Source organism: Chitinophagales bacterium (genome assembly GCA_017303415.1).
In the GTDB taxonomy this organism is placed as follows: domain Bacteria; phylum Bacteroidota; class Bacteroidia; order Chitinophagales; family Chitinophagaceae; genus SpSt-398.
Genome location: JAFLBJ010000001.1, coordinates 1,079,372 through 1,095,193 on the forward strand (window position 1 = coordinate 1,079,372; position 15,822 = coordinate 1,095,193).

18 protein-coding genes are annotated in these 15,822 nt (G+C 45.5%); 16 read left to right on the plus strand and 2 right to left on the minus strand.

Translation table 11 applies throughout. The features are described from left to right. The 10 genes from J0M30_04780 (at window position 1) to J0M30_04825 (ending at window position 9,330) form a co-directional block, all read left to right on the plus strand. The gene (locus tag J0M30_04780) at window positions 1–1,197 is read left to right on the plus strand and encodes a glycosyltransferase (GenBank protein ID MBN8666797.1); all 1,197 of its coding nucleotides are present in this window, start codon (window positions 1–3) and stop codon (window positions 1,195–1,197) included. Between the two features lie 22 nt (window positions 1,198–1,219). Then, window positions 1,220–1,954 carry a hypothetical protein gene (locus J0M30_04785; protein ID MBN8666798.1) on the plus strand — a complete coding sequence of 245 codons (735 nt, stop codon included), beginning with the start codon at window positions 1,220–1,222 and terminating at the stop codon, window positions 1,952–1,954. Between the two features lie 136 nt (window positions 1,955–2,090). After that, window positions 2,091–2,969, plus strand: coding sequence for a MerR family transcriptional regulator (locus J0M30_04790; protein ID MBN8666799.1), 879 nt, complete (start codon window positions 2,091–2,093; stop codon window positions 2,967–2,969). 185 nt (window positions 2,970–3,154) lie between these two features. Then, window positions 3,155–3,655: an RNA polymerase sigma factor gene (locus J0M30_04795; GenBank protein ID MBN8666800.1), complete on the plus strand. Its 501-nt coding sequence runs from the start codon at window positions 3,155–3,157 to the stop codon at window positions 3,653–3,655. 20 nt (window positions 3,656–3,675) lie between these two features. Beyond that, on the plus strand, window positions 3,676–5,154 hold the full coding sequence (gene crtI, locus J0M30_04800) for a phytoene desaturase (GenBank protein MBN8666801.1): 1,479 nt from the start codon (window positions 3,676–3,678) through the stop codon (window positions 5,152–5,154). Window positions 5,155–5,213: 59 nt separating this feature from the next. Further along, window positions 5,214–6,050: a phytoene/squalene synthase family protein gene (locus tag J0M30_04805; protein MBN8666802.1), complete on the plus strand. Its 837-nt coding sequence runs from the start codon at window positions 5,214–5,216 to the stop codon at window positions 6,048–6,050. A 1-nt stretch (window position 6,051) separates the two neighbouring features. After that, window positions 6,052–6,591, plus strand: coding sequence for an isopentenyl-diphosphate Delta-isomerase (gene idi / locus J0M30_04810; GenBank protein MBN8666803.1), 540 nt, complete (start codon window positions 6,052–6,054; stop codon window positions 6,589–6,591). Window positions 6,592–6,628: 37 nt separating this feature from the next. Continuing rightward, window positions 6,629–7,135 (plus strand): beta-carotene hydroxylase, encoded by a 507-nt coding sequence (locus tag J0M30_04815; GenBank protein ID MBN8666804.1) that lies wholly within the window; start codon window positions 6,629–6,631, stop codon window positions 7,133–7,135. Beyond that, a complete protein-coding gene (locus J0M30_04820; protein MBN8666805.1) occupies window positions 7,116–8,285 on the plus strand; it encodes a hypothetical protein in 1,170 nt (389 codons plus the stop codon). The genes J0M30_04815 and J0M30_04820 overlap by 20 nt, the downstream gene beginning before the upstream one ends. 1 nt (window position 8,286) lies before the next feature. Next, complete coding sequence (locus tag J0M30_04825; protein MBN8666806.1) at window positions 8,287–9,330, plus strand: mechanosensitive ion channel family protein; 1,044 nt, start codon at window positions 8,287–8,289, stop codon at window positions 9,328–9,330. Between the two features lie 71 nt (window positions 9,331–9,401). Here J0M30_04825 and J0M30_04830 read toward each other — a convergent pair whose 3' ends face one another. Both J0M30_04830 and J0M30_04835 read right to left on the minus strand, forming a co-directional pair. Further along, the gene (locus J0M30_04830; GenBank protein ID MBN8666807.1) at window positions 9,402–9,701 is read right to left on the minus strand and encodes a hypothetical protein; all 300 of its coding nucleotides are present in this window, start codon (window positions 9,699–9,701) and stop codon (window positions 9,402–9,404) included. A 39-nt stretch (window positions 9,702–9,740) separates the two neighbouring features. Then, window positions 9,741–10,298: a hypothetical protein gene (locus J0M30_04835; protein MBN8666808.1), complete on the minus strand. Its 558-nt coding sequence runs from the start codon at window positions 10,296–10,298 to the stop codon at window positions 9,741–9,743. A gap of 144 nt (window positions 10,299–10,442) precedes the next feature. Here J0M30_04835 and J0M30_04840 point away from each other — a divergent pair, with 144 nt between their 5' ends. The 6 genes from J0M30_04840 (at window position 10,443) to J0M30_04865 (ending at window position 15,810) form a co-directional block, all read left to right on the plus strand. After that, window positions 10,443–11,237: a sulfite exporter TauE/SafE family protein gene (locus tag J0M30_04840; GenBank protein MBN8666809.1), complete on the plus strand. Its 795-nt coding sequence runs from the start codon at window positions 10,443–10,445 to the stop codon at window positions 11,235–11,237. A gap of 191 nt (window positions 11,238–11,428) precedes the next feature. Then, window positions 11,429–12,850, plus strand: a complete 1,422-nt coding sequence (locus tag J0M30_04845) for an MBL fold metallo-hydrolase (GenBank protein ID MBN8666810.1) — start codon at window positions 11,429–11,431, stop codon at window positions 12,848–12,850. An 18-nt stretch (window positions 12,851–12,868) separates the two neighbouring features. Then, window positions 12,869–13,180 (plus strand): rhodanese-like domain-containing protein, encoded by a 312-nt coding sequence (locus tag J0M30_04850; GenBank protein ID MBN8666811.1) that lies wholly within the window; start codon window positions 12,869–12,871, stop codon window positions 13,178–13,180. 2 nt (window positions 13,181–13,182) lie between these two features. Next, window positions 13,183–14,610 carry an OprD family outer membrane porin gene (locus J0M30_04855; protein ID MBN8666812.1) on the plus strand — a complete coding sequence of 476 codons (1,428 nt, stop codon included), beginning with the start codon at window positions 13,183–13,185 and terminating at the stop codon, window positions 14,608–14,610. A 78-nt stretch (window positions 14,611–14,688) separates the two neighbouring features. Next, entirely contained in the window at window positions 14,689–15,252 is a 564-nt protein-coding gene (locus J0M30_04860) for a YeeE/YedE family protein (protein MBN8666813.1), read from the plus strand. A 21-nt stretch (window positions 15,253–15,273) separates the two neighbouring features. Continuing rightward, the gene (locus J0M30_04865; GenBank protein ID MBN8666814.1) at window positions 15,274–15,810 is read left to right on the plus strand and encodes a YeeE/YedE family protein; all 537 of its coding nucleotides are present in this window, start codon (window positions 15,274–15,276) and stop codon (window positions 15,808–15,810) included. Window positions 15,811–15,822: the final 12 nt, after the last annotated feature.

Here is a 15,822-nt window from a genome sequence, read left to right on the forward strand (position 1 = left end):
ATGCCACGTGTACTTCGTATTCTCAATCGCCTAATTGTTGGCGGCCCCTCCAAGAACGCTGTATTTCTTAGCCGGTATATGTCACCCGATTTTGAGACACTGCTCGTAACAGGGGATAAGGATGATCATGAGCAGGATGCCGATGAACTGGCCACCCACCATGGTATCACACCTCTTTGTGTGACTGAAATGAAAAGGGCCATTTCATTTAATGATGATTGGAAGGCCTATCAAAAATTGAAAAAGATCATTCGGGAATTTAAACCGGATATCGTACATACCCATGCCGCCAAATCGGGCGCCCTCGGCCGCCTGGCTGCGAGGAATTGTCAGGTGCCGGTAATCGTACATACCTTTCACGGACATGTATTTCATTCCTATTTCAACCCGCTAAAGACAAATTTCTTTATCCGGGCCGAGCGATACCTCGCGCGGTTTACGGATGGGATAGTCGCGATCAGCGAAAAACAACGGCATGAACTGGTGGATGAATTCAGGATCGCGCCTGCCCACAAATTTCATATCATCCCCCTTGGTCTTGACCTGGATCCCTTTGTAATGGATCAGGACCTGAAACGCCGGAAATTCCGGGATGAATTTCAACTGGCGGAGGATACGATCGCGATCGGTATCATTGGGCGATTGGTACCCATCAAGAATCATGGACTATTCATCAAAGCACTAAAAAAGGTATTGACCAGGAGCAACAAACCGGTGAAAGCCTTTATCATAGGAGACGGTGAAAGCCGTGAGCCGATCATGACCATGGCCCGTGAAGCGGGTATTCCTTTTGCCGCGCCGGGTGAAAAGAACCCAGAGGCACCGCTGATTTTTACTTCCTGGCGGATGGATGTGGATGTGGTTTGTGCCGGATTGGATATAATATGTCTCACCTCCCTCAACGAGGGAACTCCCGTAAGCTTGATCGAAGCACAGGCCGCTGGAAGACCGATCGTGTCTACCCGCGTGGGGGGTATTGCCGATGTTGTGCTCGAGGGAAAGACAGCGTTGTTGGCCGACCTGGGCAATGAGGACGCTTTCGCCGATCAGTTGGTGGAAATGGTCGATTCAGAGCAAAAGAGACAAATAATGAGTGATGCCGGCCGGGATTTTGTGCTGAACAAATATGGCTACAAACGGTTAGTTAAGGATATGGAAAAGTTATACGGGGAGTTGTTAAGTAAGAAGAGTCGATAAGGAATCTTTAATTTCGTGCTTCATGTTTTCCCTTTTTAAATCAAAGAATACGACACCGGTGTATGCCGGACTGCATACCGATATGCATTCACACCTCATTCCGGGTGTGGATGATGGCGCGCCAGATATGGAAACCTCACTGGGATTGATCCGGGGATTGGCTGGTATGGGGTTTAAAAAACTCATTACAACCCCTCATATCATGTGGGAGATGTACCCTAATACCCACGATGATATCAGGAGCAGGATTTTGGAATTGTGGCAACGTGTAGAGGAGGAAGGAATAGGTGTGGAGATACAGGCTGCCGCGGAGTATTTTCTGGATGGTCATTTCAAATCATTATTGGATACAAAAGAGTCTTTGCTAACGATCTCCGGGAATATGGTTCTGGTGGAATTCTCCATGGCTAGCCCGCCGCTTGACCTGAAGGAGATGCTTTTTGATCTGCAGTTACAAGGCTACCAGCCTGTGATTGCCCACCCGGAACGTTATGTATATCATGAAAGAAACAAGGAATTCTTTGTGGAATTAAAAGCGGCAGGATACCTGTTTCAACTTAACATCAATTCATTGGCCGGGTTCTATGGAAAATCCAGTCAGAACCTGGCGCAGTATATGATCAAGAATGATTTTTACGACCTGGCGGGTACAGACCTGCACAGCTTTCGGCACCTTGAGGCTCTTGGCCACCCTGCCATTGCAGGGCCGTTGGGGAAGTTGATTGAGCAGGGGCGGCTGTTGAACAAAAGCCTTTGAAATAAGTAATAAGAAACAGCGAAATAAGGAAGTAGCGGCCACCTCCCTTACATCCCTATTCCTTATTTCTCTGTTTCTATTTTCTTATTTTCCTTTTCTCCAAACCTTTTTTCACAAGGATTGTAATTACTGACGTATGAACGGTTTCACCATCAAAGACGTTGAGAACCTGTCGGGTATAAAGGCCCACACCATCCGGATATGGGAGCAGCGCTATGGTTTTCTTAAGCCACAGCGTACGGGTACCAATATCCGGTATTACTCCAACGAAGAGCTGCGGGTGGTGTTGAATATTTCCCTGTTGAATAAGTTTGGGTATAAGATTTCCCATATCAATAAGATGGATCAGGAGGAGATTCGGGAAAAGATTCTCTCCCTTAATCAGGCAGAAGCCCAGCAAGAACGGGTGATCCACGACCTGATCCACACCATGGTGGAACTGGAGATCGAAGGTTTTGAACGCACGCTGGATAGTTATATTTCCCGTCACGGGGTGGAGCGCGCGATCACCCGGATTATTTTCCCTTTTTTGGAAAGAATAGGTATTCTCTGGCAGACCGGACATATCAACCCGGCCCAGGAGCATATTGTATCCAATATCATCCGCCAGAAATTGATCCGGGGCATTGAGGGTACAAGGTCTCTTGTAACCCTGGATACCAGTTTTCTCCTCTGTTTACCCGAAGGTGAACACCATGAGCTTTCTTTACTCTATGTATATTTTCTGCTGAAAAGCCGCGGGGCACAGGTCATTTATTTAGGTGCCGATCTTCCGGTAAAGGACCTGGAATATGTGGTGCGTATGAAAAAGCCCGATTACGTTTTCATGCACCTGACTTCTCCTTCCCGCACCTTTCATATGGACAAGTTCCTTCTCAATCTTCAAACCCGGATGAAGGATCAAACCTTTGTTATTTCCGGTCCCCTTACCTCCATGTACAAGAAGGAGATCCCCTCCAATGTCCGGTTCAAGTACTCCCTCGCCGAGGTCATGGAATTCCTCCACGCCCTCTGATTCCACCCTCCCAAATCCCCCATTTCCCATCCTTCAAGCACCCTTGATGCATCTCATTCATCCCAAAATCCTATAAATCAAGCTATTATTTGTTTAAGTTTTGTTAACGAAATATTCAACGGATTTTTTGTTTAAACATTGATTTCTGTTTAACTTCACACTCGAAATAATTAAACATTATAACTATGTCTACCGTGGAGTTCAATCAGTTGCTTGTGGAGAATGCTGAGTTCCTCAAACCGTTTGCGATCAATCTGACGCGCGATAATGAGGCCGCCCGTGACCTGTACCAGGAGACCCTGTATAAGGCGCTGGCCAACCAGGAAAAATATAATGTGGGTACCAATATCAAAGCCTGGCTCTTCACCATTATGCGCAATATTTTCATCAATAACTACCGGAGAAAGGCTAAGCAGAATACGATCTTTGACAATTCTCCCAACGAGTTTTTGTTGAACAATCGTCAAACCACGGTGGCCAATGCGGCGGAGAGTGATTTGAATATAAAGGCCATCCATAAAGCGATACATGAATTACCACATATCTTCCGTACCCCTTTTCTTTTGTATTTTGATGGGTACAAATACCATGAGATCGCTGAGGCCCTGAATGAGCCTTTAGGTACTATTAAAAGCCGGATTCACTTTGCGCGTAAATTGCTGAAAGAACAGATCAGCAGAAACTAACTTATAATTACCCTTTCATTTTGAAGAAAGCCCTGGTCATTGGCAGCGGGTTTGCCGGATTGTCTGCTGCCTCCTATTTGGCAAAAGCCGGTTACCAGGTTCAACTATTTGAGAAGAACGATGGTCCGGGAGGACGTGCCCGTCAATGGAAGGAGGCAGGGTTCACGTTTGACATGGGCCCCAGTTGGTATTGGATGCCGGAGGTATTTGACCGGTATTTTGCGGCCTTTGGCAAAAAGACCAGCGAATATTATACACTAACCCGCCTCGATCCTTCCTATCGCGTTTACTGGCGCGAAGGGTTTACCGATGTTCCCGCGAATTACGAAGAACTCCAATCGCTATTTGAATCCATTGAACCAGGAAGTGCAGCGCAGTTGGACAAATACATGAAGGAAGCCGCATTTAAGTATGAAGTCGGCATCAATAAACTGGTTCAAAAACCCGGTCGATCGCTGACCGAGTTTCTGGATTGGGATATTGTAAAGGGCGTATTTCGCCTGGATGTATTTACGTCTATTCAAAAACATATTCAAAAGCATTTCAAGGATACAAGACTCCGTCAACTGATGGAGTTTCCCGTTTTGTTTCTGGGCGCTTTACCAGAGAATACTCCGGCGCTTTACAGCCTGATGAATTATGCCGATATAAAGGGAGGTACCTGGTATCCCAATGGGGGGATGTATGCCGTGGTAGAGGCCATGTATAAATTGGCGGTGGAACTGGGCGTTGAATTTCATTTCAATGAACCGGCGGAAAAGATTCTGGTAAAAGCAGGGAAGGCCACCGGTATTCAAACTTCCCGTGGGGAGAAAACCTATGCGGCCGATGTAGTGGTTTCGGGTGCCGATTACCAATTTACAGAGTCAGTGTTGTTAGATGAACCCTATCGCACTTATTCACCGGCCTATTGGGACAGGCGTGTGATGGCTCCCTCCTGTTTACTTTATTATGTAGGACTGAACAAGAAACTCAGGAATGCCCGTCACCATGCCTTGTTCTTTGATGTTCCCTTTGATTCACATGCTGCTGAAATATACAAGCGTCCAGGCTGGCCTACTGATCCTTTATTTTATGTAAGTGTGAATTCCGTGACCGATAAACAGGTAGCTCCCGAAGGCATGGAAAACCTTGTTTTCCTGATTCCGGTAGCCTCCGGATTGGAAAATGACAGTGAGGAGGTACGAGAACATTATTTTCAAATGATCGTGAAACGAATGGAAAGACATCTTGGTGAACCCATTGCCGATTCAGTGATCTATAAGAAAACCTATTCTGTTACCGATTTTGTCAACGATTATCATTCCTTTCGGGGAAATGCCTATGGTTTAGCGAACACTTTGATGCAAACGGCTGTTTTTAAGCCGGCTTGTAAGAGTAAAAAGGTTTCCAATCTTTTTTTCACCGGACAATTGACCGTACCAGGTCCGGGTGTTCCTCCCAGTTTGATCAGTGGAGAGGTAGTGGCCCGGGAGGTGTTTAAGAATATTGGCCTATAAACAATGAAAACCAAAACAGCGGTTTGTTAAGCCGTTTTTTAGCTTATATTCAAGTAACTATGTTCAGTCTGTTTAATACCGTCAGCGAACGCTGCAGCCGGGCCACTACGGAGGAGTACAGTACCTCTTTTGCGAGCGCGATCCGCCTGTTGCACAATGACATGCGTAAACCCATTTACAATATCTATGGTTTTGTACGCTTTGCGGATGAGATCGTAGATTCCTTTCATGATCATGATAAGGTAACCTTGCTGGCCGAATTCAAGAAGGATACCTATCTGGCAATTGAACGAGGGATCAGCATGAACCCGATCCTGCAGAGCTTTCAGAAGACAGTGAATGAGTACAATATTGACCACGAGCTGATCGATGCTTTCTTTCATAGCATGGAAATGGATCTGACCCGAACTTCTTACAATGAAGCCGGATACCAGGAATATATTTATGGTTCGGCTGAGGTGGTTGGATTGATGTGTCTTTATGTATTCTGCGAAGGGAATAAAGAATTATATAAAAAACTGGAAGCTCCGGCCCGGTCATTAGGGGCCGCCTTTCAAAAGGTCAATTTTTTACGGGATGTAAAGGCCGATTTCAATGGTCTTTCGCGTGTTTATTTTCCCGGATGTGATTTCAACAATTTTACCGCTGCCGAGAAAAAGCAGATTGAGGAAGATATTCACCGCGATTTTCACAAGGCCTATGCCGGCATTCTCAAGTTGCCCATGAAGTCCCGCTTTGGGGTCTATGTCGCCTATAAATATTACCTTTCCCTTTTCCGCAAGATCTGTAAAACAGGCCCGGCGCATATACTTGAATCAAGGATACGCATTCCGAACTACATGAAAATGATGATCGTGTTGCGGGCCAGTTTGAAGAATCAAATGGGATTGATCTGATATGGACCAGGATGATATTATATTGGTGAATGAGCAGGATGAACAGACCGGAACCTCTTCCAAGACCCTGGTACATGAGAAGGGGTGGCTTCACCGTGCATTTTCCGTCTTTGTATTTGATAAGGAAGGGCGTATGCTTCTGCAGCGCCGTGCCGAAGGAAAGTACCATTGTGGTGGGTTATGGACCAATACCTGTTGCAGTCACCCCAGGCCTGGCGAGTTGACTGAAACCGCCGCACACCGCCGGTTGCAGGAGGAAATGGGCTTTGATACCGACCTGGAAGAAATATTTCATTTTATTTACCAGGCTCCGTTTGACAATGGATTGACGGAACATGAGTTCGATCACGTCTTTGCCGGTGAATTTGACGGCAGGGTAGAACCGGATCCCGAAGAAGTTAGCGAATACCAATATTTACATTTGTATAAGATCGCACAAATGGTGAAACAAAACCCGGAGGCCTTTACGCCCTGGTTCCTTCTGGCTCTTCCCCGTGTAGAGGAATGGTGGAACAAGCGATACCAACGATTGCTCGCCTGAGAAGGGGTGTATTTTTCACCACAAATAATGAATTTGTATGACCGCATTATTTTATGTTCTGGTATTGATCTCTACGTTTATCATCATGGAGGGTGTCACCTGGGCCACCCATAAATATGTGATGCACGGGTTTCTTTGGTATTTGCATAAGGATCATCACCAGGTAGAACCTGGTTTCTTTGAAAAAAACGATGCCTTCTTTGTGATCTTTGCCGTGCCCAGTATGTTGCTTATTTATTTTGGTACTTTCAATCATACCTGGTGGATGCAGGCCATTGGTTTTGGGATCATGGCCTATGGTTTTGCCTATTTTATGGTCCATGATGTGATCATTCACCAACGGTTCAAGTGGTTTGCCCGCAGCAAAAGCACCTATGTACGCGCTATTCGCTGGGCGCACAAAATGCACCACAAGCACCTGAATAAGGAGGAAGGCGAGAGTTTTGGCATGTTGTATGTTCACCGGAAATACTGGGAGAAAGTATGGCGTGACAAAAAACTAATGGCCGGTAAAAAAGTGGAATATGCCCCAGAGGCCGACTGATTCCATCCACGTATACGATATCATCATTGCAGGCATGGGATGTGCCGGCCTGAGTCTCGCTTCGCGCCTGGTGGCACAAGGAAAATTTTCCGATAAAAAAATACTGTTGATCGACCGGGTCTCCAAAACCCAAAACGACCGTACCTGGTGTTTTTGGGAAAAGGGGCAGGGATTCTTTGAGTCAATAGTCCATCATCAATGGCCAAAGACCTGGGTGCATGGAGAGGGGTTTTCCCGTTGCCTGGATATTTCTCCTTATACCTACAAAATGATTCGGGGAAATGATTTCTATGCCTATAATCTTCGTATCCTGAAAGGCCAATCCAATTTTACCATCCAGCAGGAAGAAGTGGTCGAGGTAAATCCGGATGGTTGGGTAAGTACGGCAGGTGGCAACCGGTATCACGCACCGCTGATCTTCAATAGCATCCCTTCCCCCCGACCAGCGGCTTCGGATAAGTTGATCTGGATGTTGCAGCATTTCAAAGGATGGGTGATCAAAACACAAGATCCGGTATTTGATCCCGCCGAAGCTACACTCATGGATTTTCGGGTTGATCAGTCAAGAGGCACCTGTTTTGTCTATGTAATGCCCTTTGACAAACACACGGCCCTTGTTGAATACACCTTATTCTCGTCTGAATTATTGGAAGATGAAGAGTATGATCTGGGCCTGGATACCTATATCCGACAGCATGTGACGGCCGGTCCTTTTACCATTACGGAGAAAGAGTTTGGTATCATTCCCATGACCAATTACCGCTTTCCTGCTGGTGAGGGGGCTGTTATTTCCATTGGTACATCGGGTGGGCAAACAAAAGGCTCAAGCGGGTATACGTTTCAATTCATTCAAAAACAATCCCGGTTACTGGTGGATCAACTTGCGCGGCATTATGATACAGCTAAAAGTTATCAACCTGTTGGACAGCCTCCTGCACGCTTCCGGTTCTATGACAGTGTACTACTTGATGTGCTTCGACACCAGCGAATGCCCGGGCATCAGGTATTTCTTCAATTATTTCAAAAGAATAAACCAGCACAGGTATTGAAATTCCTTGACAATGAATCTACGATTTCAGAAGAAGCTTCGGTAATTTTGTCCCTGCCGGTGGGGCCCTTTCTAAAAGCGGCCATACACCAGTTATTTTAATATGAAGCAGGAACATATCATAGAGATCATCGCCGCATTGATTGGCAGTATTATTATTGGTTGGCTTGTCAAGAAACTGATCTTCCCCTTTTTGTATAAACTCACCACGCGCACCAAATGGAAGAGTGACGACCTGATCGTGGAAAGTGTGGGTAAATGGGTGATCTTCTGGTTCTTTTTAGCTGCTTGCGTCTATATTTTCCCCATCGGCATGGAGTACCTGCCTTTTGTAAAAAGGAATGAGCACATTTTACGGAATGTGATTGGGGGCATTTATATATTCACACTTACCTGGGTTGCGGCAAGGATAGTAGGAGGCATGTTACAGATTCGTTCGCAGCGAGACGGAAGTGAGATACCCTCCACCTCAATTTTGGCCAATATTGCAAGGGTGGTGGTGTATTGTGTGGGATTGATCCTGATCCTGCAAAATTTTGGCGTAGCGATAGGTCCTTTGTTAACAGCCCTCGGAGTTGGAGGTTTGGCAGTAGCCCTGGCCTTACAGCCAACTTTGTCGAATTTATTTTCCGGTTTACAGATCATTGCTTCGGGTAAAGTGAATATTGGCGATTTTGTGCAATTGGAAGGGGGGCAGAAAGGGTTTATAAAAGACATCACCTGGAGGAATACTACGATCCAGACAGGGCAGAACAATGTGATCATCGTACCCAATAGTAAAATGGCGGATTCAATTGTTGAGAATTTCTTTTTGACCGACCGAAAATTGCTTTTTAATGTTCCCGTGGGAGTGGGTTATGATAGTGACCTGGATAAAGTGGAACGTGTATCCATTGAAGTAGCTCGTTTAGTATTGGCCAATCATGCAGGAGGTATCAAAGATTTTGAACCATTTGTTCGGTTTTACCAGTTTGGCCCAAGTAGTATTGACCTCAAAGTGTTTCTCCAGGTAGAGGAGTATGCTGATCAATTCCTGATCACTTCTGAATTTATTAAGGTATTACGGAATCGGTATGCCTCTGAAGGCATTGAAATACCGTTTCCTATTCGTACGATTATACAGAAGCAGGATGCGGTGATAAGGTAAAGATCATGAATCCAAGCAGAATGCTTAAATCCCCTCTCATTTTTTTAATTTTTCGTTGGCAATAATCCAGTTTAGGAAATTGATTTACGATTCGTGAAAAGTTCATCATAACCTGTTGTTTGTCCAATTTTTGTGATCTCGGAAGTTAGCGATTCAATCTTTGAACCAACATCATCAAACCCTTCCGAGGTTGCTCCTCTTAGTATCTCCACTTCTTTTGTAAGGGTCTCTCTCTTTTTTTGAATAGAAGTGAAATCTACTTTCACTATTTCAAAGTTATTGTCCACTTTTTGAAAGCTTATTACCAGTAGTTCTTTCAGCCTTGTTAACTCAGTGGATACCGCGGAAATTTTTTCCTCCATTTTTTCCATCATTCATGGTTTTACAAGGTTATTAATTTGAAGTCCTCCTCATTTCAGAAAAATCAGGTAACCAAGCAGTAGTGTAAGGTGGGTTGCCCAGAATATTAGCATCCATTTTATTAGTTCTGCTTTTGTGTCTTTAAGAAGCACCACAAATTCATTTGACTGTTTTTCCAACAAGCGAATATTTCTCTTTATTTCCTGCACATCATCTTTGAGGTATTGCACATCTACCTTGAGCGCCGTGACATCCACTTTAATGCCCTGCACTTCCACTTTAAGAGACTGTACTTCTACTTTAAGAGCCTGCACATCCACTTTGAGCGCCTGTACATCCGCCTTGAGCACGTTTACATCTACCTTAAGCGTATTTACATCCTCTTTGAGCACATTTACATCCAGCTTGAGCGTTTGTACATCCAGCTTAAGCATTTGTACATCTTCTTTCACTATTAGAAGACCGGCCTTCGTGGCGACGTCTTTCAACTCTTCTTTCATATTCGCGCTTGATTTTTCGTCGATATAAAGGGTCAAGAGATCCACGGATTCTTTCCCCCATTTAGGGACAAAATTTTCATAGAGTTGAATAAGTGCACTTCTTTGCATATTCACTGGTTTTCACAAAAGTAGACCGGCCCGGGAAGCGAGACAATCCGGTTAACACGTATAAAACCAGGATTTTACACGAGTGACTCCTATCACACACAAATCCAACCTGAATATCCATTTTTGCTTCCTAAATTGCATTGAATGGAGATTTTAGGGTATATCGCTTCATTGGTTATAGGCATTTCTCTTGGTTTAATTGGTGGGGGTGGTTCCATCCTTACTGTTCCTGTGCTTGTCTATCTCTTTGGGGTTGAGCCAGTTCTGGCCACAGCCTATTCTCTCTTCATCGTAGGCACGACCAGTCTGGTAGGCGTTTTTCCGAAATACCGGCATGGAGAGGTCAACTTGAAGCAGGCTGCTATCTTTGGCGCCCCGGCCATCCTCGCTGTTTATGCCACCCGTGCTTTTTTAGTTCCAGCCATCCCGATGGAGGTTTTTCGGGTAGGCGACTTTGTGATGACGAAGTCACTGTTGATGATGGTTCTTTTTGCCATCCTGATGGTCTTTGCCTCGATTTCAATGATACGCGAAAAAACCAATGGGAATGCCCATACCGAAGGTGTTCGGAAATATCACTACCCGCTGATCCTTCTGGAAGGAGCTGTAGTGGGAACACTTACCGGACTGGTGGGGGCTGGCGGAGGGTTTTTGATCATACCGGCGCTGGTATTATTGAGCAAGATCCCAATGAAACAGGCCATCGGCACCTCTTTGCTGATCATTGCCGCCAAATCACTGATCGGGTTTACAGGTGACCTGGGGAAACAAACCATGGATTGGTCTTTGTTGTTAATTATAACCGGACTGGCCATTGCCGGGATATTCATCGGCTCCAGCCTGAGTAAAAAGATCCATGCCGATCAGTTGAAGAAAGGATTTGGATGGTTTGTGTTGGTAATGGGGGTGTATATTATTATTAAAGAGTTGTTTGTTTGAGAGAGCTGGTAGCTATTAGCTACCAGCTTTTAGGATAGGAAGAATAAAAGGTAAGTGACTGTTGCTACAATTAATTAGAATTAAATAAATAATTTTTGACAATTCAAATTATTAATAACTAAAAGCAAATCGCTAAAAACTTATAGCCAACAGCTATCAGCTTGAATAATAAAAACGAAAACACGAAACATATGAAAATCGAACAGATCTACACCGGATGTCTGGCGCAAGGCGCCTACTACATTGAAAGCGATGGGGAGGCCGTGATCATCGATCCGCTGCGGGAGGTAGAACCTTATATTCAAAAGGCCGAAAGGAATGGAGCCAGGATCAAATATGTATTGGAGACTCACTTCCATGCGGATTTTGTTTCGGGTCACCTCGATTTGTCAAAAAAAACCGGAGCACCGATCGTATATGGCCCCAATGCCAAACCTGCGTTTGATTTCTATGCGGCTAAAGATGGCGAAGAATTGAAAGTGGGAAAAGCCACCATCAAGGTTTTGCATACACCCGGGCATACCATGGAAAGTACATGTTACCTGCTAAAAGATGAACATGGCAAAGATGTTGGATTGTTTAGCGGGGATACGCTTTTTATTGGTGATGTTGGCCGTCCCGACCTGGCGCAAAAAGTAAAAGCCGATCTGACACAGGATATGCTGGCAGGTTATTTATTTGATTCCCTTCGTAATAAGATCATGCCCTTATCCGATGATATCACCGTTTACCCTGCGCATGGCGCCGGTAGTGCCTGTGGTAAGAATATGAGTAAGGAAACCACTGATAGCCTGGGAAATCAGAAGAAGACGAATTATGCCCTGCGCGCCGATATGACAAAAGAAGAGTTCATCAAAGAGGTTACCACCGGATTGGTTGCACCACCCGCTTATTTCCCTTTGAATGTGATGCTGAATATCCAGGGTTATGAGAGTATTGATACGGTATTGGAACGTGGCCTGAAGGGGTTAAGTCCCGAAGCATTTGAAGCGGCTGCCAATGAAACAGGTGCTTTATTGCTTGATGTGCGTGATGCGCAGACCTTCTCCAAAGCCTTTGTCCCCAATTCGATCAATATCGGTTTGTCTGGCTCTTTTGCTCCCTGGGTAGGTGCCATGATCCCTGATATCAAACAAGAGATCCTCATCATCACTGACCCGGGTACGGAGGAAGAAGTGGTTACCCGTCTTAGCCGGGTGGGCTATGATCATGTGATCGGATTCCTCGAAGGAGGGATCGAAGCCTGGAAAAAAGCAGGTAAAGAAACGGATTCCATCCGCAGCATAACAGCGGAAGAACTGGCGGATATCCTGGATAAAGAACCAGGTGCCAATGTGCTGGATGTACGAAAGAATAGTGAGTTCCTGAGCGAACACATCATTGGAGCGGAGAATGCACCACTCGATTTTATCAACGATTCGATGAGCCAGATCGACAAGAATGCAACGACCTATGTCCATTGTGCAGGGGGCTATCGTTCCATGGTCTTTACCTCGATCCTGCGTGCCCGTGGGTTTGATAACCTGGTAGATGTAAAGGGTGGGTTCAAAGCGATCAAGGAGACAAATCGATTTAAGGTGAGTGATTATGTGTGCCCCACAACTTTGTTATAATAAATTAAATCTCTAATCATGTTATCCCTGTTCAAGAAGCTTTTTGGCGGGACCCCGGTTGACTTCAAACAACTGATGAATGAAGGGGCCCTGATCATTGACGTGCGTTCACCGGGTGAATTCAAGAGCGGTCATATTAAAGGGGCGATCAATATTCCTCTTGATCAACTGAGTTCTAAAATTTCTGACCTGAAGAAAAAGAACAAAAAGCTCATCACCTGTTGCCGCAGTGGTAGCCGTAGCGGAATGGCAAAAGGAATGTTGCGGTCTGCGGGTTTGGATTGTGTGAACGGTGGTCCCTGGGACTCTCTGAACAGGAAAATCAGTTAATCATGCTCCTGGCGAGATATTTCCTGCTCCTGCTGTTCATCAGCAGGGCCTGGCCTCTTTTTGCCCAGCACCAGGAATTGACAGATCAACCGGGGCTATGGCGTGGCCAGAGTGACAAACAAGCGGATACGCTCTCCCTACTCAGTGCATTTAAACGAGGCACCCTGCAAGGGCATTTCAGGTATTTTTTCATGGCTACGGATAATACGCGCCCTTATCGGGATTATTATGCCCATGCAATGGGTGGAGGGATCAAATATGAAACAGCACCATTTCACGGGTTTCGAATGGGCGTCAGTGGTTTCTTTGCTTTCAATATTGGTTCCTCAAACCTCTCCGATCCAGATCCCCTGACCGGGCAAATGAATCGGTATGAGATCGGTCTATTTGATATTAAGGATCCTGCCAACCGCACGGATATTGATCGGCTGGAAGAACTCTATCTTCAATATGAAAAGAAAAGAACAACGATTCGTGTTGGCCGGCAATTGATCAATACTCCTTTTATCAATCTGCAGGACGGGCGTATGCGTCCAACAGAGGTTAGCGGAGTTTGGACCGAGACGAGTATCGGGTTAAGTACCCGCGTACAAGCTGGTTTTCTGTATAAGGTCTCTCCACGAAGTACGGTCAACTGGTATAATATTGGTTCATCTATTGGAGTGTACCCAACTGGTATTAGCCCTAATGGAGAACGCTCTGGTTATGCCGGTTACATTAAAAGCAAAGGCATTCTGCTGATGGGGTTACACCATAAATGGCCTGGTGGTTTAGAAGGGAGTATTTGGAACCAGTTTGTGGAGAATGTTTTCAATACCACCTTGATTCAGGCTGATTGGAAAACAAAACCAAAGGCAGGGACCCATTGGTTGGCCGGAATCCAGTTCATTCAACAGAACGCTGTCAATGCAGGAGGGAATTCAGACCCGGTGCATACTTATTATGAGCCACGCGGCCAGGCCAGGACCTTTGGCATCAGGGTTGGATTGGCATCGAACCGCTGGGAGGCAAATCTGAATTACAATCGGATTACGGCTAAGGGTCGATACCTGATGCCACGGGAATGGGGCCGTGAACCCTTTTTTACCTTTATGCCCAGAGAGAGAAATGAAGGTTTAGGGGATGTACATGCCCTGGTGCTAAAGTTGGGATATAAAATACCGGCCCAACGTATAAAACTGGCAGCGGCCGCCGGGTATTTTGACCTTCCGGATGTTAAGGATTACGCCCTGAATAAGTATGGTTTCCCATCCTATGCTCAGTTCAATGTTGACCTGCGCTATGAATTTGGAGGCTGGCTAAAAGGACTTGACGCCCAGTTATTAGCTGTTTATAAGGCACGTACCGGACCGGATCCGGGTGAGGGTAAATACATTATCAACAAAGTGGACATGCTGCTTTGGAACCTGGTATTTAACTTTCACTTCTGACCCGGTTTGGTGATCTTTATCACTGAATTAAGAGACCAGGTGGTCTTAAATTGATCTTTATTAAACGAAACAACGATTATGACAGAGTTATTGAAACAACCATGGCCCTGGTATGTGGCAGGCGCGATCATCGGGTTGATCGTTCCGGCCCTATTGATCCTGGGCAATAAGCACTTTGGAATTTCGGCAAACCTCCGACATACCTGTGCGGCCTGTTTCCCGGCCGGTATCAATTTTTTTAAGTATGATTGGAAGAAGGAGATATGGAATTTCTTTTTCGTAGCGGGCATTTTTGCAGGCGCCTTTATTGCCGCACAATTACTGGCCAATCCGGCCCCTGTGCAGGTACACCCCAACCTGGTGAATGAACTGGAACAATATGGAATCAAAGACCGCTCAAACCTGATGCCTGCCGACCTGTTTTCCATGGAAAGCCTGTTTAGCCTGCGTGGATTGATCATGCTGATTGGCGGAGGGTTTCTGGTTGGTTTTGGTTCAAGGTATGCCGGAGGCTGTACTTCTGGTCATTCTATCATGGGGCTTAGTAATCTTCAATGGCCATCCCTTGTCGCCACCATCATGTTTATGGCAGGTGGTTTTCTGATGGTGAATTTGATCCTGCCACACATCCTTCGTCTTTGATCCACCTTTAAATTGTAATCAATGAAAGAGAGTAATACTGTTAAAATTGAAGCACCGTTGGTAAGTGAAGTGGAGGATAATGTGGACTTTGAAGTTCGCTCGCTTGACACCATGTGTGTGAATGAATCGCATCAGCAACATCCCTGGTGGTATAATTTTAAGTACATGGTCGTTGGGATCGTGTTTGGGATCGTATTTGTAAAAGCAGAGATCATATCCTGGTTCCGTATTCAGGAAATGTTCCGTCTCCAGAGTTTTCATATGTATGGGGTAATTGGAACGGCTGTTGTGGTTGGAGCGATCTCCGTTTGGTTGATCAAGCGGTTCAATATAAAAACCATTTACGGGGAGAAGATTGAATTTCACCCCAAAAAATTCAGCAAAGGACAGATCTATGGGGGTTTATTGTTTGGGTTGGGATGGGGATTGACCGGTGCATGTCCCGGGCCCTTGTTTGCCCAGATCGGTACAGGCATTCTGGTGATCGGGGTGGTTGTATTAAGTGCCATTGCCGGTACCTGGACCTATGGTTATTTCAGGGAGAAACTCCCCCATTAGAGGACCTGGATT